Origin of the sequence: Burkholderia sp. BE12, from assembly GCF_002959955.1 — a bacterium.
Classification (GTDB): Bacteria; Pseudomonadota; Gammaproteobacteria; order Burkholderiales; family Burkholderiaceae; genus Burkholderia.
On sequence record NZ_PREY01000010.1, the window covers coordinates 213,076 to 232,656 of the forward strand.

The 19,581-nt window shown below is 65.0% G+C and carries 28 protein-coding genes; 4 read left to right on the forward strand and 24 right to left on the reverse strand.

What is annotated here, in order from left to right:
• Positions 1-11 precede the first annotated feature (11 nt).
• From C4B30_RS13870 to C4B30_RS13890, 5 genes are all read right to left on the reverse strand, one after another.
• Positions 12-929 carry a heme/hemin ABC transporter substrate-binding protein gene (locus tag C4B30_RS13870; RefSeq protein WP_027781611.1) on the reverse strand — a complete coding sequence of 306 codons (918 nt, stop codon included), beginning with the start codon at positions 927-929 and terminating at the stop codon, positions 12-14.
• Positions 926-2,017, reverse strand: coding sequence for a hemin-degrading factor (locus C4B30_RS13875; RefSeq protein WP_027781610.1), 1,092 nt, complete (start codon positions 2,015-2,017; stop codon positions 926-928). Before C4B30_RS13875 ends, C4B30_RS13870 begins: the two co-directional genes overlap by 4 nt.
• A 49-nt stretch (positions 2,018-2,066) precedes the next feature.
• On the reverse strand, positions 2,067-4,337 hold the full coding sequence (locus C4B30_RS13880; protein WP_027781609.1) for a TonB-dependent hemoglobin/transferrin/lactoferrin family receptor: 2,271 nt from the start codon (positions 4,335-4,337) through the stop codon (positions 2,067-2,069).
• A gap of 233 nt (positions 4,338-4,570) precedes the next feature.
• On the reverse strand, positions 4,571-4,798 hold the full coding sequence (locus tag C4B30_RS13885; protein WP_027781608.1) for a hypothetical protein: 228 nt from the start codon (positions 4,796-4,798) through the stop codon (positions 4,571-4,573).
• A gap of 186 nt (positions 4,799-4,984) precedes the next feature.
• On the reverse strand, positions 4,985-5,368 hold the full coding sequence (locus tag C4B30_RS13890; RefSeq protein ID WP_105132610.1) for a DUF6232 family protein: 384 nt from the start codon (positions 5,366-5,368) through the stop codon (positions 4,985-4,987).
• Positions 5,369-5,574: 206 nt separating this feature from the next.
• Here C4B30_RS13890 and C4B30_RS13895 point away from each other — a divergent pair, with 206 nt between their 5' ends.
• The 4 genes from C4B30_RS13895 to C4B30_RS13910 are packed head-to-tail and all read left to right on the forward strand — an operon-like array spanning position 5,575 to position 8,184.
• The gene (locus C4B30_RS13895; protein ID WP_105132611.1) at positions 5,575-6,828 is read left to right on the forward strand and encodes a tyrosine-type recombinase/integrase; all 1,254 of its coding nucleotides are present in this window, start codon (positions 5,575-5,577) and stop codon (positions 6,826-6,828) included.
• Between the two features lie 54 nt (positions 6,829-6,882).
• A complete protein-coding gene (locus C4B30_RS13900) occupies positions 6,883-7,605 on the forward strand; it encodes a hypothetical protein (RefSeq protein WP_105132612.1) in 723 nt (240 codons plus the stop codon).
• 3 nt (positions 7,606-7,608) lie between these two features.
• The gene (locus tag C4B30_RS13905) at positions 7,609-7,899 is read left to right on the forward strand and encodes a hypothetical protein (protein WP_105132613.1); all 291 of its coding nucleotides are present in this window, start codon (positions 7,609-7,611) and stop codon (positions 7,897-7,899) included.
• Between the two features lie 9 nt (positions 7,900-7,908).
• The gene (locus C4B30_RS13910; RefSeq protein WP_105132614.1) at positions 7,909-8,184 is read left to right on the forward strand and encodes a hypothetical protein; all 276 of its coding nucleotides are present in this window, start codon (positions 7,909-7,911) and stop codon (positions 8,182-8,184) included.
• Here the strand turns inward: C4B30_RS13910 and C4B30_RS13915 are convergent.
• The 19 genes from C4B30_RS13915 to C4B30_RS35300 form a co-directional block, all read right to left on the reverse strand.
• The gene (locus C4B30_RS13915; RefSeq protein WP_325047941.1) at positions 8,181-8,486 is read right to left on the reverse strand and encodes a helix-turn-helix transcriptional regulator; all 306 of its coding nucleotides are present in this window, start codon (positions 8,484-8,486) and stop codon (positions 8,181-8,183) included. The genes C4B30_RS13910 and C4B30_RS13915 overlap by 4 nt on opposite strands.
• A complete protein-coding gene (locus C4B30_RS13920; protein ID WP_105132616.1) occupies positions 8,384-8,596 on the reverse strand; it encodes a hypothetical protein in 213 nt (70 codons plus the stop codon). The genes C4B30_RS13915 and C4B30_RS13920 overlap by 103 nt, the downstream gene beginning before the upstream one ends.
• A gap of 18 nt (positions 8,597-8,614) precedes the next feature.
• Positions 8,615-8,995, reverse strand: a complete 381-nt coding sequence (locus C4B30_RS35290) for a hypothetical protein (protein WP_158683458.1) — start codon at positions 8,993-8,995, stop codon at positions 8,615-8,617.
• Positions 8,992-9,231, reverse strand: coding sequence for a helix-turn-helix domain-containing protein (locus tag C4B30_RS13930; protein ID WP_105132618.1), 240 nt, complete (start codon positions 9,229-9,231; stop codon positions 8,992-8,994). Before C4B30_RS13930 ends, C4B30_RS35290 begins: the two co-directional genes overlap by 4 nt.
• Positions 9,228-9,569 carry a hypothetical protein gene (locus C4B30_RS13935; protein ID WP_105132619.1) on the reverse strand — a complete coding sequence of 114 codons (342 nt, stop codon included), beginning with the start codon at positions 9,567-9,569 and terminating at the stop codon, positions 9,228-9,230. The genes C4B30_RS13930 and C4B30_RS13935 overlap by 4 nt, the downstream gene beginning before the upstream one ends.
• Complete coding sequence (locus tag C4B30_RS13940) at positions 9,566-12,505, reverse strand: DUF927 domain-containing protein (RefSeq protein WP_105132620.1); 2,940 nt, start codon at positions 12,503-12,505, stop codon at positions 9,566-9,568. Before C4B30_RS13940 ends, C4B30_RS13935 begins: the two co-directional genes overlap by 4 nt.
• A 65-nt stretch (positions 12,506-12,570) precedes the next feature.
• Positions 12,571-13,782 carry a hypothetical protein gene (locus C4B30_RS13945; RefSeq protein WP_158683460.1) on the reverse strand — a complete coding sequence of 404 codons (1,212 nt, stop codon included), beginning with the start codon at positions 13,780-13,782 and terminating at the stop codon, positions 12,571-12,573.
• Between the two features lie 29 nt (positions 13,783-13,811).
• Positions 13,812-14,381: a 3'-5' exonuclease gene (locus tag C4B30_RS13950; protein WP_158683462.1), complete on the reverse strand. Its 570-nt coding sequence runs from the start codon at positions 14,379-14,381 to the stop codon at positions 13,812-13,814.
• Positions 14,378-14,629, reverse strand: a complete 252-nt coding sequence (locus C4B30_RS13955; protein ID WP_199779070.1) for a hypothetical protein — start codon at positions 14,627-14,629, stop codon at positions 14,378-14,380. The genes C4B30_RS13950 and C4B30_RS13955 overlap by 4 nt, the downstream gene beginning before the upstream one ends.
• Entirely contained in the window at positions 14,629-15,072 is a 444-nt protein-coding gene (locus C4B30_RS13960; RefSeq protein WP_105132623.1) for a hypothetical protein, read from the reverse strand. The genes C4B30_RS13955 and C4B30_RS13960 overlap by 1 nt, the downstream gene beginning before the upstream one ends.
• Positions 15,073-15,125: 53 nt before the next feature.
• A complete protein-coding gene (locus C4B30_RS13965) occupies positions 15,126-16,721 on the reverse strand; it encodes an SNF2-related protein (RefSeq protein WP_105132624.1) in 1,596 nt (531 codons plus the stop codon).
• Positions 16,722-16,743: 22 nt separating this feature from the next.
• A complete protein-coding gene (locus tag C4B30_RS13970; protein WP_105132625.1) occupies positions 16,744-17,058 on the reverse strand; it encodes a hypothetical protein in 315 nt (104 codons plus the stop codon).
• Complete coding sequence (locus C4B30_RS13975) at positions 17,055-17,759, reverse strand: PD-(D/E)XK nuclease family protein (RefSeq protein WP_105132626.1); 705 nt, start codon at positions 17,757-17,759, stop codon at positions 17,055-17,057. Before C4B30_RS13975 ends, C4B30_RS13970 begins: the two co-directional genes overlap by 4 nt.
• Entirely contained in the window at positions 17,752-18,264 is a 513-nt protein-coding gene (locus C4B30_RS13980; RefSeq protein WP_105132627.1) for an HNH endonuclease, read from the reverse strand. The genes C4B30_RS13975 and C4B30_RS13980 overlap by 8 nt, the downstream gene beginning before the upstream one ends.
• Positions 18,261-18,530, reverse strand: coding sequence for an HNH endonuclease signature motif containing protein (locus tag C4B30_RS13985; RefSeq protein ID WP_105132628.1), 270 nt, complete (start codon positions 18,528-18,530; stop codon positions 18,261-18,263). The genes C4B30_RS13980 and C4B30_RS13985 overlap by 4 nt, the downstream gene beginning before the upstream one ends.
• 1 nt (position 18,531) lies before the next feature.
• Positions 18,532-18,711: a hypothetical protein gene (locus C4B30_RS13990; protein WP_105132629.1), complete on the reverse strand. Its 180-nt coding sequence runs from the start codon at positions 18,709-18,711 to the stop codon at positions 18,532-18,534.
• 8 nt (positions 18,712-18,719) lie between these two features.
• Complete coding sequence (locus C4B30_RS35295; RefSeq protein WP_158683464.1) at positions 18,720-18,920, reverse strand: hypothetical protein; 201 nt, start codon at positions 18,918-18,920, stop codon at positions 18,720-18,722.
• A gap of 88 nt (positions 18,921-19,008) precedes the next feature.
• Positions 19,009-19,347, reverse strand: a complete 339-nt coding sequence (locus tag C4B30_RS13995; protein ID WP_105132630.1) for a hypothetical protein — start codon at positions 19,345-19,347, stop codon at positions 19,009-19,011.
• Between the two features lie 37 nt (positions 19,348-19,384).
• Positions 19,385-19,576 carry a hypothetical protein gene (locus tag C4B30_RS35300; protein WP_158683466.1) on the reverse strand — a complete coding sequence of 64 codons (192 nt, stop codon included), beginning with the start codon at positions 19,574-19,576 and terminating at the stop codon, positions 19,385-19,387.
• Between the last annotated feature and the right edge of the window lie 5 nt (positions 19,577-19,581).

The following is a 19,581-nucleotide window of genomic DNA, read 5'->3' on the forward strand; positions in this document are numbered from 1 at the left end:
TCGATCCGGGATCAGGCGAGCGCATCCGACAGACGTCGATGCAGGGTCGTGACGGCGAGCGGCAGGCGCGGGCCGAAGCCGAGCAGGAACAGCGCGTCGAGCGATACGACGCGCCGCGCGCGGCCGGCCGGCGTCGCGCCGAAGCCGGGTGTCGCGAGCAGCGCGGCGTGACCGCCGACGGCCGCCAGCCCTTCGTCGGAGATCAGCACGACGTCGGGGGCGGCGGCCGCGAGCGCCTCGGTCGTCAGCGGCTTGTAGTGATCGAAGCCTTGCATCGCGTTGCGCGCGCCCGCATAGCGGATCATCGCGTCGGCGGCCGTGCGCTGGCCGGCGACGAGCGCCTGGGTGCCGGTATGGTTCAGCACGAACAGCACGCGCGGCGGCTGCGCGCCGCCGGGTACGCGCGCGGCGACTGCGTCGCGTGCAGCCTGCCAGTCGCGATCGAAACGCCGCAGCAGCGCGGCGCCCGCATCGCGCACGTTGAGCGCCTGCGCGACGCCGGTGATCTTCGCGCGCACCGATTCGACGTCGTGGCGCTCGTCGAACGTCCTGACCGGGACGCCGGCGCCTTTCACCTGCGCGATCGCCGTCGGCGGACCGGCTTCCGCCGATGCCAGCACGAGATCGGGCCGCAGCGACAGCAGCCCTTCGGCCGACAGCGCGCGCTGGTAGCCGACCTTCGGCAGGCGCTTCGCGGCGTCGGGATACGTGCAGGTCGTGTCGGCGCCGACGAGCCGGTAACGCGGCGTCTCGGCGCCGCCGAGCGCGAATGCGGTCTCCGCGAGCGCGCCGCCGATCACGATCACGCGCTTCGGTGCGGCCGGCGCAACTTGTGCGAGCACGCTACCGGGCAGCGCGCCCGCGAGCGCGCCGGCCGCCGCGCTCGCCAGCACCGCGCGGCGGCGCGGATCGAATGGCCGCGCGCTCACCGCGCGTCCCCGCGTGCGGCCGGCGGCAGCGTCGCGACGAGCGCGCGCCAGTCGTCGCGTTCGACCTTTCCCGGCTTGCGCTCGCCGAACAGCAGCGCGACGTGGTCGCCCTGCCGGTCGAACAGTTCGAGCGACGTGACGATGCCGTCGCTCGTCGGCTTCTTCACGACCCATGCGGCGGCGAGCAGGTCTTCGCGCACGTGCAGGTTGAAGCCCGGATCGAGGACGTTGATCCACGCGCCGACCTCGCGCACGTTCGCGACGGGCCCCGTATGGATCTGGATCATCCCCGCGTTGCCGACGAACACCATGATCGGCTGGCCGCTTTGGGCTGCCCGTTCGAGCACATGGCGCAACGCATGCGCGGTTTCGACCGGATACGCGTATTGCGGGTCGGCGAGGCGCAGCGCCTGCATGCGGCTTACGCCGAAGCGCTGCGTGATGCCGAAGAACTGGTGCGTGTCGGTCATCGCGTCCCACGCGGCGCGAAAGCCCGCGACGTCGATCTCGCTGTCCGCGCGCTCGGGCGTTTTCGGCGCGGCGGGCGCGACGTCGAGGCCGGCTTCCTGCGACGGCGCGCGCCAGCGTTCGACGAACGCGTCGTATGCGGCGTGATCGCTGTGCGCGCGCAGGTAGACCTTGTGGATCGCATGGCCTTGTGCATCGAAGAACTGCAGGCTCTTCAGCGGGCCGTGCGCGGTCTCGTCGCGCACCGCGAACGCCGACACCCAGTGACGATAGAAGATGCGCAGGTCGATGTCGCCGAGCGCGAGGCCGACGGGGCCATCGTGGCTCATCTGCGCGTACTCGCCGTCTTTTTCGTGGACGGCCGTGTCGTTGCGCGTCAGCGCCATCACGCAGCCGAGGCGCGGCATTTCCTCGAACATCGCCGGAAAGCGCGCTTCGAGCCGCACGACGTGCTCGCCGACGAACGCGGCGAGCGCCTCGCCTTCGCTGACGCCGAGCGCCTGCGCGACGTCGCGGTTGCGCAGCTGCCGCTCCGTCTTGAGCTTGATGAACGCGTCGCGCAGTGCGGCGGCCGCGCGGGCCGGCGTGGCCGATTGACCGGGAAGGGCGGATTGCATCATGTCGGACTCCTTCAAGTAACGGTTGGGGTGGCAGCGCGGGCAACGCGCATCAGAAATCCACTTTCATGCTGACGGCGACCGTGCGGCCGGGCGACGAATACGCGTCGAGCACCTGCGAATCGGCCGCGATGCCGCGCACGTCCGACCAGTTCCAGTATTTGCGGTCGAACAGGTTGCGGATGCCGATCGTCGCGCTCACGTGCTTGTTGAAGCGGTAGCCGCCGCGCAGGTCGACGACGAACGACGACGGCGGCGTGAAGCACGCCTTGTTCGAACAGTCGGACTTGTCGATGTCCTTGTCGCGTTTGGCGGCCTGGAACAGCAGGTCGGTCTGCACGAACCAGCGCTCGCTCGGCTCGTACCGCACGCCGAACACGGCCGAGAACGGGTTCACGGTGTCGAGCGGCTGGCTGGCCGCGCCGTCGTTCTGCGTCGAACCTTTCGTGAACGCCATCGCCGTCTTCAGCGTGATGCCGTTCGGCATCACCCATTCGGCGCGGCCTTCGAGGCCGTGGATGCGCGCGTCGGCGAAGTTCACGTACTGGAACACGAACGGGTCGACCGGCCGGCCGCTGCCGGCGATCGTCGTGCGCGAGATGAAGTTGCGGTAGCGGCCGGTGAACGCAGCGGCGCTGTAGCGCACGACGCCGTAGCCGGTGCCGGCCTTGCCGCGCAGGCCGGCTTCGAACGTGTCGCTGGTTTCGGGCTTCAGGTCCGGATTGCCGATCGACGTGTAGCCGTACACCGGATTCGAGAAGCTGCTGTTCACCTGGTCGGGAGTCGGCGCGCGGAAGCCGTGCGCGTACTGCACGTACGGAATGAGCGCGGGCGTGATCTCGTAGAGCACGGCGACGCGCGGCGACAGTTCGTTCGCGCTCGTCGACACGGCCTTGCCGGTGAACAGCGGATCGTTTCCGGTCGGGCTCAGCCGGTACGTGTCGAAGCGCAGGCCCGGCGTGACGAGCAGGCGGCCGTAGCCGATCTGGTCCTGCACGAATGCGCCGAACAGCGTGTAGTCGGTGTCGGGGAAGGCCTTGTTCGGGAACGCTTCGCCGACGCCCGGCACCGTGCCGTCGCGCATGTTCGTCACGCGCGACAGGCTGCCGTCCACGCCGTACAGCAGCTTGTGCGCGAGCGGGCCGGTCGCGAAGCCGCTTTCGGCGAACGCGGCGCCGCCGAACGTGCGTTCCTTGTACTGGTTGTCGCGCGAGCGCGATTTCAGCGGCGCGCCGCGTGTCTCGAACGCGTACTGGTCCTGCTTCGCGTCCTGGTAGTAGAACTGCACGTGCGCGGTCTGGAACCAGCGGAACGTGTCGTCGCGGAAGTCGTAGTCGGCGCTGAAGCGGTTGCGCTCGAGCCGGTCGTTCGTCGTGAGGCCGAGCGTCGTCGGCGGATTGATCGCGGAGAGCACGTCGGTGCTCACGCGCCGCTGCACCGTTTCCGCGGTGAGCTTGATCGTGTCGCGCGTGGTCGGCGTCAGCACGAGCTTGCCGAGCAGCGATTCCGAATAGACGTCCTGCGGGTTCGACGTCGTGCGCAGCGTGCTCGCCGAGTTGTTGCCGCCGCGCGTGTCGACCTCGTGGCCGCGCCGTCCGTCGGCGATGATCATCCCCTGGATGCGATCGTTGCCGCCCGCGGCCGACACGGTCGCGCCGATGCTGCGGTCGGCCGAGTCGTAGCTCGGCCGGAACGAGAAGTAATGGGGTTTGTCGTAGATCGACAGCAGGTCGCGCGGATCCTTCGTGATGAAGTTCACCGCGCCGGTCAGGCCGTCGCTTCCATAGAGCGCCGACGCCGGCCCGCGCAGGATCTCGATGCGCTTGAGCGTGTCGAGATCGGCGTAGTCGCCGCGACCCGCTTCGAGCGGCCCGAACGAGAACGCGTTCGGCAGGCGGATGCCGTCTTCCATCAGCAGCACGCGATTGCCTTCGAGGCCGCGGATGTTGATGCTCGAATCGCCGTCGCGGCCGCCGCCGAGCGCGGCGGTGCCGGGCCGGTACGCGGTGCGGCGCACCGTGATGCCGGGCTCGTAGCGCAGCGCGTCCTTGATGTTGGTGGCCTGCTGCTCCTCGAGATCGTCGTCGGTGATCACCGACACGGACGCCGCCGTGCGGCTCGCCGCGGTGGCGGTGCGAGTGGCCGTGACGGTGACGGGGTCGAGCAGCGCCGCATCGCCGCGCGTGGACGCGGCGGTCAGGACGGCAGCAGGCGGGGTGGCGCCTTGCGGCGACGATTCGGCGTGAGCCGTGGCGACGGACAGGCCGAACGCGCCGAACAGCGCGGCACAGATCGGCCGCCGCGCCAGCGTATAGCAATGCACAGGTGGTCTCCCATTGACGATAACGAGCCCGAAGGCTGGCTGGGTGACGCGTTCACCTGGCTGGCCCGTTTGCGCGCGGCATGCGGCAAACGGCGATGTGAAAGGCAACTGACAACTTTACCAGTGTAAATGAGAATTATTATCAATACAAGGGCGCAAAGCGGCCCATGCGAGTAAGCGCTCGCATGCACGGCTTGCGCGAGCCGGGGGCGGAAATTCGGGAGAAACGGGGCCTACGCCAGCGCTTCGATGCGAATCAGCAGATTGCGCGCATGCGCGATGAACGCATCGTGTGTCGCGCGATCGCTGTGGCTTTCGATACCGGCCTGTTCGGCGAACGCGATCTGTTCGGTGTAGAGGTCGACGAGCGCACGGCGCTCGTCAAGGGGAAGCGCGCGGATCATCGACACGAGCAGCAGTTCCTGCGCGCGAAGCATGCCGGACAGCGATTGGACGTTCATGCCGACCTCCTCGGACGATGCGGCGGCGGGCCGCTCTTTCCATACTAGGCGGTCGGCGTGCGCAATGGAGGCGAGGTGCGTGCGTGACGGCGGGCGGCCGTGATTCGACGCGAAGGCTTCACGAGCCGACACGCGCCGCGCTCTTGCAGCCCGCGCGAAACGCCACGGGCACGGATGCAGGCGAAATCAGCCGCCGGCGGTGATGGCCTGCGCGTCGCGCACGACCTGCGCGACGCGTTCGACGAACTCGGCGTCGACGCTCGACAGCGCTTCGCGCTTGCCGTCGGGCATCTCGACCATCAGGCGATACGTGATGTCCTGCGTGGCCCAGGCGAGATAGCCGACGACGGCGAGCATCACGCCGACCACCAGCGCGGCGCTCGATGCGCCGATGCCGCCGGCGACGGCGATGGCCGCGCCGATCAGCGAGATCAGCGACGGCACGAGACGGTTCTTCGGAATCTTGACGACGTCGACGCGGCGGATGTCACGCAGGGCGAATACCTGCCCGGCGGCCGACAGGCCGTTGCGCGTGACCATGACGCCACGTTCGTTGAATGCGTTTTCCATCGTGTGTTGCGTGGACGAAATTACGCATAATTCTACGCCAGCAGCCCGCAAACCCCCGAAAAATATAGTGATGTCGCTGCGCGCCTTTACTGGCAAGGTTTTTAGGAATAATAGTTAGGAATGCGAATGGTATTGACGGTCATCTAGCTATTGGCAAAGTCGCCTCACAGGCGTAGCTTTATTTCAGAGTTACGCCGGGAGGTGGTATGCGATTCGACGCTCGCGCTGTAAAGCAGATGTCACCGGGTGCCCACCTGACATTCGATGAGTTTCCTGGGCTTAGGTTGAAGGCGACAGCTAGTCGCCGGTCTTGGATCTACCGTTACAAGTCGCCGGTAGATGGGCTGATGCGCCAGGTCAAACTTGGCAGCTGGCCGACCATGTCGTACGCGGCCGCAATCGCTGCGTGGGAATCAGCTCGTACGCAGCGCGGCACCGGCTTCGACCACCAACTGACCAAGCGAGCTAGCAGGCAAAAGACCGCGGCTCCAGCCGCATATACGGTCAAGCAATTGTGCATGGATTACATCGGCGGCTATGTGGAGCCTAGGCGAGCAGCAAAGAACGCGGCTTCCATATCCAGGCGGTTGCTGGGCAAGACGGCCGCGATCGCCGATCTTCCAGCCGCGTCGATTACGCGCAAGCAGGTATTCGATCTGCTGCAAGAAAGCGCCAACGCGCCGCGCAATGCTGCCGCGCTGCGCGCCGATCTGGGCGCTGCATGGGATTACGCCTTGGACGCTGGTCGGCTTCCGGATACGACGCCGAACTGGTGGCGGATGGTAATGAAGGGGAAACTTCAGAGTGTCGGGCGTACCGTAGCCGGCAAGCGCGTCGTCGCCAAGCGGGTGCTCAGCAACACCGAGATACCGATCTTGTTGGGCTGGGTATCGAACTTCGATGCAGCCATTCGTGATGTTCTCGTACTGTACCTGTGGACGGCCCTGCGCGGTGCGGAGCTGGTCGCCATCGAAGGACGAGCGGTCACGGAAGAGGCAGACGGGTTGTGGTGGACGATCCCGAAGGAGAAAACAAAGAATCGGCGCCGATCCGGCGCTACTGATCATCGGGTACCACTGATCGGCAGAGCAGAGGCAATTGTTCGTGCCCGCAAGAAATTGTATGGCGATGGCCACCTGTTCCCTAATTTAGACCCGGAGGCTGAACTGCCACACGTCGAACAACGGGATGTTCAGCAGGCGGTGTGGGAGCGCCAGCCATATGCAAACCGTAAGCCGGCAACCGAACAGCTCCCTGTCACGCACTGGGCACCGCACGACCTACGCCGCACGGCGCGCACGCAACTGGCGGCGCTGGGATGCCCCAGAGAGGTGGGTGAGGCGATCGTGGGGCATCTGCTGCCGGGCGTCGAAGGGATTTACAACCGCCATACTTACGACGCCGAGAAGCGCGTGTGGCTCACACGGCTTGCTGATCACCTGGAGTCACTGGTGCGGTAGAGTATCGCTTTCATAAGAACATTGGCACGTGGGCTGCCGACGGGAGCGATACCGATGGCTTCAGTGACTATTGAATTGGGATCTGGGAAACGCGCGACGCTGACTCGCGCGAGCGGGTCCACCGCGAGCCTGTCGGCCGCGCAACGCAGCGACGTGTCGGAGCTGTTGCTGCACTGGCCAAAGTACGAAGGGCTGACTTCGAACGCCTCGACGTATCTCCGGCAGCTGGGTTTGTCCGCGTTGCCGGGTGCAGCGCTCGACGCGATGCGCTCTGCGATCGAGGACGGCCGCGTGACGGTCGCGATCGAGCGCAAAGCCAGTGGTGGCGGTGGAAGCGCCGGCGGCCAGCCATCGGCGCGGCCGTTCCCACTCGCAAGCCGCATGGCCAGTGTGCCCGGTGTGGCGGCGCCGCCGGCCGAGAAGGCGCTCCCGAGCTGGGCCACGCCGAGCGATGTGTCTGCCGGCGAACTGATAAGCTATCTGGAAAGCGTGGTCGGCGGCGCGGGCAGTAGCGTCGCAGGCGCTGCATCCAGCCTTGTCGACAGCACGCCGCTCGGTGATGCGGCGCCGTTCTCGCTCGATGGCTCGCCGCTGGGTGACGCGATGGATCTCGCCGGGCGTGTCAGTGAAGAGATGGAAGGCGAGTGCCACGCGCAGTACATGATGGATATGGAAATGTGTGCCGTGAAAAGCGCGATGCTGGGGAAAAGCTCGGCCTACTACTCAAAGTGTGCTGCAGATGCGTTCGCGAACTATCAAACTTGCCGAGGGTACTGATAAATGAGCATAAAAGATCGAGCGGTGGTTACGTATTACGACGAAGACACCCAAACCTTCAAGACGTGCGTGGTGTTGCGGGACAGGATACAAGGCGCAGTTGACCGGGCTCTCCAGCATGAGATCGAGCCGGAAGATCCGGAGGCGCCGATCACTGACGAGCATGCGCGGTTGCTAGGCGGAATGACGTTCCTGATCCTCGCGTCAGGTTATCCGGAACTTCGCCCGCGCCTGCAGATCACCACCAAGGAGCCGATGGACTGGACACCCGTTGATCCGCCCGAATCGCTGTAGGGTGGTTGTATGACGGTACATTCGCCGTATGCCGTAGTGGTCCAGTACGACGAGGGACAACAGCGCCTCAGCGTCAAGGCTGCCGATCCGAACAAGCTCGCCCCGCAGCTGAAGGACGTGCTCGAAATGCCGATCATGCTGGAAGAATTCGATTACCAGATTGACGACGAGTTCGCGCGGCGCCTTGGCGCCGCGATGCTGAATTTGATCGCGGCCGGCCAGCCGGAAATCGAGAAGTTCATGAGCGTGACGCTCGAACCGATCCCGCGGGACGGTAAAGCCTAAGCCCCCGACGGGGGCGGCAGCATCGCCGACACGGGCCGCCCCTCAGCCCATTCCTCCAGCTCGCGCACGAGCCACGCCACGCGCCTGCCGGACAGCTCGCGCGGCGGCGGTAACTTATTCTCGCGAACAAGTTTCTTGACCGTCGATTCCGACAGGGAGAGTGCCGCGGCCACGCCGGGCAGGTCGAGGTATATGGGTTTCATGCTGCCCCCGCGAGACAGTACGTCTTGTTTAGTCGATTGTAGCCGATCGGCGTGCCGGGCTTGACGTGCCCGTCGTGCATCAGCGACGTCAGTGCGCATCGGATCTTCACGCGCGAGTGCCCGATCTGGTGACGGATGTCCTCGATCGTGAAGTGGCGATCAGGCGTGGCGGTCATCATCTTGACGATGGATTGTTGAAGCGGGCGCATGTGGGTTCCCCGAGGACGTTAGAAAAGTTCGAGCTGGTCCGGACAGAAGTCATTGCCCTTCGCAAAGTTCGGCACGGCTGGAATGGCGCGCAGGTTGGCGGCGACGTGCAGCCCGCAGACGCGCGGGTGATTGAGTGGCACGATGTGGTCAACGTTGTGCTCGATACCGGTTTCGAACGTGAGGCGCGCGGCCTCGTCGTAGACGGCACGAATCTCGCGCATATTGGCCCACGGCGGGGTTGCTACGATGCGCTGGATGATCCAGTTTCGACCGCGCCAACTGGCCGGTAGAGCGTCAAGGTTGCCGCTCAGGATGAGCGCACGCTTCGCGCGGCATGCTCGCGCACCGAACGGATTGCGCGGGCGAGGGTGCCATCCGGAAAACGAGAGCTGGATCATGATTCGCCCCGCGCGAGTTCCATGCAGCACATCTCGTCCAGCGTCACGTCGAGGCTGTCGGCGAGCCGCACGATCGTCAGGAAGTTGGGGGTCATCTCGCCACGCTCGTACCGCGAGATCTGACTGGCGGTCGACCCCACGCGCTCGGCGAACTGCTCGATCGTCCAGCCCTTTTCCTTGCGCAGCTCGCGCAGCTTGGCGGCGAAGGCCGCGAGGATTGCACTTGGCTTGTTCATGATGCCGTCTCCAATACTTCGGAATCCTGATAATTTGGGTCGGAAAAATCGGCGTCGCCGGGCTCGCGCAGTTCACCCGATGCGCGGTACCAGCAGGCAGGCGAGCCCATGCGGTGCGGTGGCCGGCTCGCCGTGCGGTCGTCGCCCCACTGGTAGCCGCCGCACGTGCAGAGCGTGTGCTTGCCCCGGTCGGCCGCCATGTTGGGGATGATGCGGAACCGCGTGCCTTCGCACCCGACGCACTTGCGCGGCACCTTGTAGTCGTCCGGGTGCTTGGCGAACACATAGCGCAGCTTGCACTTCTCCCGGCTGCAGCGGACGTTGTAGGAGCGGCTCATGCGGCCTTTCCCCCAGTGATGGGTACAACGTTGCTTGCCGCCGGCGCGGGCGCCATCTGCGGAGCCGCTAGACCATCGAGTTTCGCGGCGTCGATTTTCCAGCATTGAGACTGGCCGATGGAATGCGTCGTGCCTGCGCCGAGGCAGAATCGATCGCCGGGCAAGATGATGCCGGCCGCTTTCAGTTTCGACTTCAGCGCCCGCGCCGACAGGTTGCGGGCCGCGAAGTATTCGTCGGCGGCGCGCGCTGCTACGTAAATGACCTTTGTGTCCAAGTCGCGGTGGATGATCAGCTTGTCGTATGGGGTCATCACCACGTTGGCAAGGTTTGACGCATGCGGTGACGATACAGCGATCGTGCCGCGCAAGTTGGCGTTCAGGAACTCCACAAGCTGCTCGACCGGTGTCAATCGGGTGCCCTGGATCGCGTCGCGCTGCTTCCTGATCAGGTCGATCATCCACGGCAAATCGGCGGTCGGATCGAACGGGATGAGCTGCAGCGCCCAAGCAATCTGTGCGCCGGTATAGGCGGACGCAACGGCCGCCGTCCAGTAGCGTTCGGCGGCGGCATTCGTCGAACTGAGCATCTGGTCGATCTTCTGCGTGTTGGCGGCGCATCCTTTATGGATGCTGGCGTAACGCTGGCACACCGCCTGCATGTACGTGCCGCCGACATGGCCGTGATGCTCGGCGAGCGCACGGATGAAATTGTCAGCCTCGGTCTTGGCCTGAGTGCCCGCGTCCGGCAGCGTGAACTCGACACCAAGGTGGCGCATCAGGTGCGGATCGGAGTCCTTGCCGGTAGCGGTCAAACGAGAAACCTCGTCGATGTTGGTCGACGCCAGCACGATCGTTTCCCAACGGTCTTTGACTTTGGACATTGTGCCGTCCTGCCGCAACCGCTGCTTTCCTTCGCCTTGCGGTAGGTTCAGGAGGAATTTGCGAACCTCGTCCGGGTCGCGCTCGGTGATATCGTCCCAGAGGAACGGCATAGAATTGATCGTGCCGAGTTGGCCGTACAGTCCGTTAATCGTTGACCCGCTGGCGTTTCCGTTCACGACGAGCGCATCAGGCGCTCCCCAGATAGAACTGCAGGCTTGCAGGCAGGTCGTCTTGCCGCGGCCCGATTCGCCGACCGCCGAGATAACGACACCCTTATGCCCGCTCATGTGGAGCAGTGGGGCGCCCAGCGCGCAGTAGATGAAGAACCGGTGTGCCTCATAGCCGGCGCGCGCGTAGAACTGCATCGCATGTTTCCAGCCATCGAGCGTGCCGGCCTGATTCAGCCCGCCCTTTGTCACCTGCGTAATATTGGCACCCACGTCATGCTGAGTCGTCGATCCGTCTGCGTGAACTGCACGCTGCCCGAGCACGAACGTACTGCGGTCACCGTGCCAGCCTAGGCGTTCGTAGATGCGCTCGCGTCCCTGCTCACCGGCGAGCTTCTGCAGGTACGCGCTCATGTACCGTTGGGTCAGCTTCGGTTGATCGTCCTTCAAGATAATCCCCTGAGAAAACAGCAGCCTCGCCAGAGCGCGCGAGTCAGCAAAGAGCCCGCTCGGCACCGAGAAATCGCAAGCCGTGGCCGGCTTGCCGGGCTCCAGCGGCAGGTGTGCACGCCAGCGGCTCGTTTCATCCACCTCGTTGTCCAGGCCGTTCTGCCGGCCGATCGACAGTGGGTACAGGTCGTACGGCGAGACTTCGGTGAATGTCGGCGCGCCATCCTGGTTCTCCGTCTCGAACACGATCGCACCGGTCGAGCGCCGTTTGTAAGGTGCGGGCGGGTCGGGCAGCTTGATCTGCACCGGCGCCGCGCCGACGTCGGGGACTACGGTCACGACGGGGGCGGGCGCCTCGACCACCATGCGGCCGAGCTGCGCGGGCGACGTGATCTTTTCCCAGTGCGGGCAGCTCTCGCACACGCTGGGGTTGTGCTGGTGGAAGTGCGCACAGGCCGTCGGCCCGGCGCGCCAGTTGTCCAGCTTGTGCCGCGTCGCCTGCACACTGAACTCGGGGTGGCCGTCCGACACAGCGCGCCAAGCCGGCTCGGCCGGCTCGCAGAATTTGACGATGCCCAGCGCCGCGCGCCAGAGCTGTTCGCCGACGTCGCGGCCGCGCGCGGCGACCTGCGCCTGCAGCTGCGCGCAGTGGAACACGATGCGGTCGAAGTGCAGCGGGTCGTTCGTCGCGCCGAGGTTGTCCGCCCCGTCCCACATCCCGTTGCCGCTGCCGTCTCCGGCGATCGGCGCATGCGCCGGCGCGCTCACGCCGTGCTGAGCGCTGTACTGGGCCACGCTGCGTGCGAAGTCGTCGAAGGCGACGGCCGGCGCATCGGACAGCATCTTGACGGCCGCGCCGCGGCGCACGTTGAAGCTGCCGAACGCGCGCAGCACGCGCGCCTGGTCGGCCGGAACCGAGCGGTCCACGCGGAACTTCTCGCGCACGCAGATGTTCTTGAACTGGTCAGCGACCGGCCGCCAGTCCGCCGTGGCCACCTCGCGCGCGAGCGGCCAGTACGCATGAATCCCGCCGCCGCTGTCGATGACCATCGGCTGGGGCAGGCCGACCTGCAGCACGAACGCGCGCAGCTCGGCGAGCGCCTGATCCTTGGAGGCGAACTTGAGCGGGTCCGCGGCGTCGACGTCCAGGTCGAGGAAGAACGACTTCACGAACTGAGCGTTCGACTGGGTGCGGGTGCGCCACTTGCCGAACGAGCCGTCGGGGTTCTTGAAATGCTCGTCCCAGTATTTGTCCTTGGCGTAGGTCGCGACAGCGAAGTACGCGGCTTCCTGGCGGAACGTCAGGTCGTTGATGCGCGCCACGGCCGCGTCGATCGACGCGTGGCTCATGTTGTTCCACCCATGCGTCACCGGCGTGGCCGTGAAGATCACGCCCGTGGACGGTAGGATGCGTTCGAGAAATTGCCGCGCATTCATAGGGAGCCTTGGTGGTCAGTGGGTGTCGGGCAAGCGGGGCGGGGGCGAACCCCCGCCCGTCGCGCTTACGCGTCCCAGCCTGCCATCAGGTCGGCGAGCCCGGCCGGCACACCCGTCTCCACTGCCGCCGGGGCGGCGGAAGCGGCAGCGGCAGCGGCAGCGGGCGGCGCGGCCTGAGCGGCCGGAGCAGCGACAGCTGCCGGCGTTTCATCGGCACCGCCCCAGGCGCCGTCGTCCGGCTGCTCAGCGGCTGCGGCGGCAGCAGCGGCGGCAGCGGCAGCTTCGGCAGCGGCTTGTGCGGCAGCGGCGGCAGCAGCCTTCTTCGCAGCGGCCTTCGCCGCCTTGTCGGCCGCTGCCGCCTTCGCTGCCTTGTCCGCTTCGGCCTTCGCAGCAGCGTCGGCCGCCGCCTGCGCGGATGCTGCGCCTGCGTCGGCCTGCGCCGCGCAGGCCGCTTGCTCGACACCTTCGGCCGGGATGCCCGGCTGGCCCGCGACGCCGTCGTCACCGCCGCCGTTCAGCACCTTGGAGATCTCGTCGGCCGATTCGGTCTGGCGCTTCTTCGCGGCCAAGGCTTCGTCTTCGTTCAGCCAGCGGGCCGCCGTGAACAGCAGCTTCGGATACGCCTTGTCCATGTCGAACTTCACGCGCGTTTCCACGGCTGCCGTGTTCTTCGCGCCGCGTGCGCGCAGCAGGTCCAGATACTGGTCCCAGGCGTACCAGCCCTGCGCTTCGTGCGGGTTGTTCTTGTCCCACACGGACGTCTGGGCGATGCGCAGCAGGAGCACCGGGTGCGTAGCCAGCGCCGAGGCCGCAGCCGGCACGACAGCAATGCGCTTGTTCGCCGCGCACAGCGTCGACTGCTTGCCATTGTCGGTGATCTTCGAACCCTTGACGGCGTTCGGGCATGCCGCGCAGGTGGCGGCGATCGGGGCTTCGATGCCGGCGTCCGGCTTGATCCCGTCCATGCTGGCGCAGCGCGGCGCCTTGTTCTCGCCATCCACGAAGTCGCCGTCGTAGAACGCGCGCGAACGCCCCTTGTTGTGGTCGAGCACGACGAGGCCGACGATCGGCACCGGCTCGGTGTCGCCCGTCTCGTTGTTCTTGCGCGTCAGCTTCGTTTCCTCACCGTCGACGATGCGGCGCCAGATCTTGCCTTTGTACGACAGCTGGTTGATCGTCACGCGCGGCGCGATGTTGCTGTCCGCGTCGAACAGCGCAGCGACGTGGGCCGGTACTGCCATCACGCCCGTGGATGCGAAGGGGATGATATTGGACATGGTGAATCTCCTTGGTGAAACGTTGTGGGTTACTGCGGGGTGATGCGAAGCGCGGCGCAGACGCGTCGCAGGTGCAGCGCCTGCGTGATCGCGACGTCGCGCGCGTTGTGGTGAACGCCGAAGCGATCGACCGGGATTCCATTGACGCCGGACAGACTGCAAATGGTTCCGTGGCAGCGCTCGGCGCGGCTCGTCCACGGGAGTTCCTTGCCGCATGCCTTGTAGGCGGCCGCGAGGATGCCCATAACACGCCGTGCCGAGTTGCCCCAGATGCGCATCGGCCGGCTCCCCCACCAGTCAGTGAACGCATCGAGAGCAAGCGGGAGTGCCACTGCCTGCGGATCGCGGAACACCGACTGTGCGGCCGGCGCCTGTTCCATCCACCAGTGCAGCTTGTTTGCGTCGATGCGAAGCCCGACAGAAAGACAGGAATCCAAAGTAATTGCCTGATAAAAATCGTCGGCGCAGGTGTGCACGCGATCGGGTCCGAAGTCGAACGAACATGCGCCGATCGACAGGATCGGGCAGAACGGTTCGGTTCCGAGCGTCTCCAGGTCGACCATCGCGTCGGTGGGCTCGGCTGTCGTGGGTGCATTCATGCTGCAGTCTCCTTGGGGGTGGGAAGTCCGTACATCACGTTGTGGGATCGGCTTTGCTGCAACCTTGTCAGGTGAAAGCCACTGCATACAGGGCAGCGGTAGACCCACAGCGCACTGACTTGGCCGAGGGTGACATAGTGAGCACCAGCGGCGCGCGCCGTCAATTCGTCCGGATACCGGTTCTTGTGCGCGCACATGCGTTCGATCACTTCCACCTTGCGGCCGTGGTAGCGGCTCGGCGCGGTCATCACTTTTCTCCGGACGCTTTCCGGATGCGCATGCACCGCTCGCGGAAGATGTTCAGCCCCGGCGGCGCGGCGCCGCCCGAGTTGTCCATGTAGTCCTTGACGTGCTTGCTCGACACGCGCCGCTCGAAGAACAGGAACGGGTTCTCCTGCGCGCGCAGGAACGTTTCGAACGCCGTGTCGTCCGCGATGCTGATCTTCTGCGTCTCGGCCGCGTAGGTCGTGCCGTACTCGGTGCGGAAGCCTTCCACGCCGTCGCGGTCGGCCGCGGCAAGCAGGTGGTTTTCGATCGTCTCCATGATCGCCTTGAACTGCGCGTCCTGTGCCTCGAACACCTTCGTCGCGGCCGCCTTCGTTTCGCGCGTCTTGACGTAGAGCTTCACCAGCTTGTCGACCGGCATATCAGCGAGCGACGCGAGAAACGTCGCCAGTTGGTTGTTTTCCATCATGCACCTCCACTAGGTCTGCACTTCAATGTTGAGCAGGAGTTCGAATTGTTTCAAGAGAACTGAAGGTCGAGCGCGCGGCGGTACAGCGACAGAATCGATTCCTGCGTCTGGGCGCGGTTCTCCACCATCGAGTAGATGCCTTGCTCCATCGCGTTGGCGACGATCCGCAGGATGGTCATCTTGCGGGTTTGGCCGGGCCGGTTGATCCGGTCCATGACCTGCAGCGTTTCCTCGTTGCTGTAGATCGGCGCGTAGAACACCACCATGTCCGCCTGGGTCATGTTCAGCCCGTGCGCCATCACCTTCGGGTGGCAGATCAGCTCGGTCAGCGCGTCGTCGTCCCGGAAGTCCTGAAAGATCAGGTTGCGCTTCGTCGGCGTCACGTCGCCGTTGACCACCTCCACGCGCCGGCCGTCGCCGCGCTGGTCGTGCCACGCCTGCACCTCGGCGCGCAGCGTGTCCACGATGCCCTTGAACGGCACGATCACCAGCACCTTGGCGCTGGCTTCCTCGATGCACTCCAGCAGCACACGCAGGCGCGGCGCGTGGTCGAGCGTGAGGTACTGCTCGGTCTGCGTGTCCTTGACCGCACCGCAGAGGATCTGGCGAAGCTTCGACAGCTTGTCGCCGGCGTTCGCCGCGGTGATCTGGATCTGGCTCGCCTCGGCGACCAGGTGCGCTTTCATCTGCTTGTACGCGGCGGCCTGCTCGGGCGACAGCTCGCACGCGCGGTTGCTGTACGTGACGGGCGGCAGCGACAGACACTCCGATTTCTTGAACCGGATGGCAGGCTGCATCGCGTTGAACGCGATCTCATGACTGCCGGGCTTGGGCACCCACTTGTACGTGGACACCTGGTTCATCGTCATGCGCTTGAACTGCGTGAAATACGGCGGCACGCGCGACGGATCGACGAGGCGCGCGAGCCCCCACGCATCGGTCGGATCGTTGGGGCAGGGCGTGCCGGTCAGCAGCCACAGCTTCTTGCCGCGCGCCGTTTTCTCCAGCGTCTTGTACGCTGCCGTCTGCGAGTTCCGGTACGCGCTCGCCTCGTCCACGATGATCAGGTCGATGTCGGCCCGCTTGATGATGTCGGGCGACAGGATCTTCAGGCCGTCGTGGTTCACGATGTAGAAGTCGACCTGCTTGGCCAGCAGCTCGCGGCGCTTCTCGGCGGACGCGTGCAGGACGAGGGCAGTGCGGTGCATCGCCACGTCGAAAATTTCGTTCAGCCACACCTGCTCCAGCGTCGACAGCTTCGCCGCGACCAGCACGCGCTTCACCTTGCCGATCGCCATCAGGTAGTCGGCCGCCCAGATCGCGCTGGCCGTCTTGCTGGTGCCCTGCTCGTTGAGCACGAAGCAGCGCGGGTGCAGCGTCAGGAAGTCGACGGTCGCGAACTGGTGGTCGAACACGCGCTCGAAGCGCGCGGGCCGCGGGAAGTCGTAGAAGTACCGCACCGGCGACGGCACCTTGACGCCCATATTGCGCAGCACCTTCACGACTTCGATCGTGTGCGGCAGCGCGACGTTGTGCGTCTGGTAGTCGATCAGCCGATGGTGGGTCGGGAAAATCTGACGCAGCAATGCCAGCGTCTCGGGTTTCGCGCGCAACAGCACCGACTTGGATGGCGTGTGGACGATCATGATTTATTAGGAGTTCTAACTATCAAGCGCCACGAAAATCGGGCGCGAGAAGGATTTCCAGATAGCACTTCAGGCGCAACAGCGACTCGTCATCCGACACGACGAACACGAACGCGCCAGCGGCGCGCGCCTCGCCCATCGTGATTTGTTGCCGCGCGGTGGGGCGCTTGCCTTCGGCCTTCGTCTCGATCGTGAAGTAGTAGCCGCCAGCGCACGCGTTGCAGTCGAGCGTCGGCGCGCCTTCACCGCGCAACACGGGCCAATGCTGGTAGACGTTGAACGACTTCAGCAGCAGCTTCACCTTCGCCTTGACCTTGCCTTCGGGTGTCGTGCTCATCGCCTCGGCCCCTGTCCGTGGTATTCGCAGCTCGTCACCGCGCAGTGCTTGCGGCACAGGCCCGACGGCTTCGGCGGGAAGATGCCCGCATCGAACGCCGCCTTGTAGCGCTGCAGCTTCGGCAGCAGCGTTTCCCACAGCTGCGGGATCTGATGCCGGTGGAACGTCTCGCGATCCTTCGCCGTCTCATCGAAACCGTGCTGCACCCAGTGGAACGCCGTGTGCACGGTCTGAATCTCCGGGTGGTGGTAGAACACCAGCAGCGCGAAAATGATCAGCTGCTGCATGTCCTTCTTCCGGTTCTTGCCCGTCTTGTGGTCGTCCACGTGCGCGACGGTGCCGTTCAGGTTCAGCACGTCGATGATGCCGCGCATCCACACGCCCGGCCCGAGGAACGCGCACGGCGTCAGGCGCAGGTCAAGCGCATACTCCTGCTCGGCGAGCGTGCGGCCCGGCCGGCAGATGAACTGCGCCAGGTACGCGGAGTACGGCAGCATTTCCTTGGGCAGCGTCGACTGCGACAGGCCGTCACAGCTCGCGCGGATGAACGTCTCAGCGGCCTGATGGAACTCGTCGCCCCACAGGGACGCCGAGTTCTTCTGGTCCTGGAAGTTGCGCAGCACCTTGATTTCTTCGTACTGGCGCGGGCAGGTGTCGAAGCCGATCAGCAAGGAATGCGACCACGGAAGTGGCTTAGTCATGGTTCGAAAACTCTCCTTGGGTCAAATCAGCAGCAAGGCAATAGACTTCGTATGCCTCTGCTGGCGCGTCGAATCTACCGAGGTGGCGCTTACGCCCCTGATATCGAATTCGCGCCACCCACCGTCCTGTTTGTTTGCAGTAGCTGACGCCCTTGAACCCGGACGTATTAGTCTGCCGCAGCTTCTGGTTACAGTTGTTCTGCACGTTATCCGCCGTGCGCAAATTGTTGATTCCGTTGTTGCTACGCATCAGATCACGATGGTCGAGTTGATCAACAGGCCATACACCATGCACGTACAGCCACGCGAGCCGATGGGCACGGTACGATTCCCCATCGACACCGATTTCGATATACCCGTTCGTGAGCGACCCAGCGACGGTGCCCGGCGCAATGCCCCTACGCGCCGCCTTGCGCCACCGAAATATTCCAGTGCTCAGGTCGTAGTGAAGCAGTTCACGCAAGCGCTCTGCCGTCAGGCCAGTGCGGTATTTAATGCGCTTCACTTCATGCTCCCATCCGGCTTGCGCGGGAAGCTGCGGTTCGCGTGCGCGGACTTCACGCGCAGGTTGCTGCGCTCCGTTTTCGCGCCGCCTTCCGACAGCGGCTTGATGTGGTCGACGTCTTTGCCGTCGCCCTTCTTGACCATGCCGAGGTTCATCATTTCCCGGCGTGCGCGGTTGCGCGCCGCGCGCTTGGGCTTCTCGCCGCGCGCGTCGGACGTCCGCTTTTCCTGCGCGTAATCGCGCTTATAACCAGGGCTCGACGGCATCTCAGTTCCCCTTCAAACTCTCCGGCTCGGCGGCGGTCAAAAACCACTGCGCCTTCAGCGCGGCCGGATCGAATCCAGTGTTGGTGAAAGTGCTGTACCGCCCGCGCAGCACAGCCACCTGAGTCTCCTTGTTCCAGTCGACCACCTCGTAGGCGAGGGCGGGATCGGTACGACTGACCACATAGCACTTCACGATTCGACGGCTTCGGGCTCGTCGGCCTTGACGACCTTGTAGCCGTACTTCTGCAACACGTCCTCGCTGATTACCCGTTCAAACGGAACGCCGGTATCGCCCAGCAATTCCGCGCGCATGGTCTGCTTATCGAGCTTCAAAATCTTGAACCGCAGGCCGACCGCTTTTGTTGACTCCAAATACCATTGGGTAGCCATTTTTATCCCCGGATGGATTCGTCATTTCGATGCACGCGCCGGCCCGACGAGAAGCCGGCGCGGTGTCCCCTACAAGACGCTGCTGGTGTTACAGGTGCGACCGCGCTTCCGAGATCAGCTGGTGGAACTCGTGCGCGATGTCGCTGCCCCACTTTGCTGCCGTCGCTTCCATCCGGTCGAAGATGTCGTGCAGCGGGTTCGCCTCGGCTGCCGCCGGATCGGCGGACGGAGCGGGGTCGGCTGCGGGGGCGTTGGCTTGCGCATCGGCCGCGGGGGCGTCGGCGGGCGCCTGTGCCGCTGCGGCTGCAACTGCTTCCTCGGCTTGCATCTGCGCCTGGTCGGTGGCGAGCTGATTCTCGGCTGCCTGTTCGGCTTGCTGCGCGGCGGCGACGGCGGCCTGATCGGCATCGATTTGCGACTGATCCATTTCGGACTCCTAACTATCTCTGGGTTAAAAAATCTGGCTACTCGGCCAGGATACTGCGGGCGGCGGCGATCTCCTTGCGCGCCGCGTTCAGCGAAGCGATGTTTTCCTGGCTAACGTGTTGTCCAGAAATGACTTTCGCTTTCGCGATTTCATAAAATGCGGCGGTAATGGCGAGTATATTCGCGAGCGCCGCGTTTTCAATTCCGCATTCCGAATTCAGGGTTTCCACGGTTC

What these genes read in the sequence shown, in the direction of transcription:
- C4B30_RS13875 (WP_027781610.1), bottom strand. Translation starts at nt 2,017, where the DNA reads ATGATGCAATCCGCCCTTCCCGGTCAATCGGCCACGCCGGCCCGCGCG.
- C4B30_RS13885 (WP_027781608.1), bottom strand. Translation starts at nt 4,798, where the DNA reads ATGAACGTCCAATCGCTGTCCGGCATGCTTCGCGCGCAGGAACTGCTG.
- C4B30_RS13890 (WP_105132610.1), bottom strand. Translation starts at nt 5,368, where the DNA reads ATGGAAAACGCATTCAACGAACGTGGCGTCATGGTCACGCGCAACGGC.
- C4B30_RS13895 (WP_105132611.1), top strand. Translation starts at nt 5,575, where the DNA reads ATGCGATTCGACGCTCGCGCTGTAAAGCAGATGTCACCGGGTGCCCAC.
- C4B30_RS13900 (WP_105132612.1), top strand. Translation starts at nt 6,883, where the DNA reads ATGGCTTCAGTGACTATTGAATTGGGATCTGGGAAACGCGCGACGCTG.
- C4B30_RS13905 (WP_105132613.1), top strand. Translation starts at nt 7,609, where the DNA reads ATGAGCATAAAAGATCGAGCGGTGGTTACGTATTACGACGAAGACACC.
- C4B30_RS13910 (WP_105132614.1), top strand. Translation starts at nt 7,909, where the DNA reads ATGACGGTACATTCGCCGTATGCCGTAGTGGTCCAGTACGACGAGGGA.
- C4B30_RS13915 (WP_325047941.1), bottom strand. Translation starts at nt 8,486, where the DNA reads ATGCGCACTGACGTCGCTGATGCACGACGGGCACGTCAAGCCCGGCAC.
- C4B30_RS13920 (WP_105132616.1), bottom strand. Translation starts at nt 8,596, where the DNA reads ATGCGCCCGCTTCAACAATCCATCGTCAAGATGATGACCGCCACGCCT.
- C4B30_RS35290 (WP_158683458.1), bottom strand. Translation starts at nt 8,995, where the DNA reads ATGATCCAGCTCTCGTTTTCCGGATGGCACCCTCGCCCGCGCAATCCG.
- C4B30_RS13930 (WP_105132618.1), bottom strand. Translation starts at nt 9,231, where the DNA reads ATGAACAAGCCAAGTGCAATCCTCGCGGCCTTCGCCGCCAAGCTGCGC.
- C4B30_RS13935 (WP_105132619.1), bottom strand. Translation starts at nt 9,569, where the DNA reads ATGAGCCGCTCCTACAACGTCCGCTGCAGCCGGGAGAAGTGCAAGCTG.
- C4B30_RS13940 (WP_105132620.1), bottom strand. Translation starts at nt 12,505, where the DNA reads ATGAATGCGCGGCAATTTCTCGAACGCATCCTACCGTCCACGGGCGTG.
- C4B30_RS13945 (WP_158683460.1), bottom strand. Translation starts at nt 13,782, where the DNA reads ATGTCCAATATCATCCCCTTCGCATCCACGGGCGTGATGGCAGTACCG.
- C4B30_RS13950 (WP_158683462.1), bottom strand. Translation starts at nt 14,381, where the DNA reads ATGAATGCACCCACGACAGCCGAGCCCACCGACGCGATGGTCGACCTG.
- C4B30_RS13955 (WP_199779070.1), bottom strand. Translation starts at nt 14,629, where the DNA reads ATGACCGCGCCGAGCCGCTACCACGGCCGCAAGGTGGAAGTGATCGAA.
- C4B30_RS13960 (WP_105132623.1), bottom strand. Translation starts at nt 15,072, where the DNA reads ATGGAAAACAACCAACTGGCGACGTTTCTCGCGTCGCTCGCTGATATG.
- C4B30_RS13965 (WP_105132624.1), bottom strand. Translation starts at nt 16,721, where the DNA reads ATGATCGTCCACACGCCATCCAAGTCGGTGCTGTTGCGCGCGAAACCC.
- C4B30_RS13970 (WP_105132625.1), bottom strand. Translation starts at nt 17,058, where the DNA reads ATGAGCACGACACCCGAAGGCAAGGTCAAGGCGAAGGTGAAGCTGCTG.
- C4B30_RS13975 (WP_105132626.1), bottom strand. Translation starts at nt 17,759, where the DNA reads ATGACTAAGCCACTTCCGTGGTCGCATTCCTTGCTGATCGGCTTCGAC.
- C4B30_RS13985 (WP_105132628.1), bottom strand. Translation starts at nt 18,530, where the DNA reads ATGCCGTCGAGCCCTGGTTATAAGCGCGATTACGCGCAGGAAAAGCGG.
- C4B30_RS35295 (WP_158683464.1), bottom strand. Translation starts at nt 18,920, where the DNA reads ATGGCTACCCAATGGTATTTGGAGTCAACAAAAGCGGTCGGCCTGCGG.
- C4B30_RS13995 (WP_105132630.1), bottom strand. Translation starts at nt 19,347, where the DNA reads ATGGATCAGTCGCAAATCGATGCCGATCAGGCCGCCGTCGCCGCCGCG.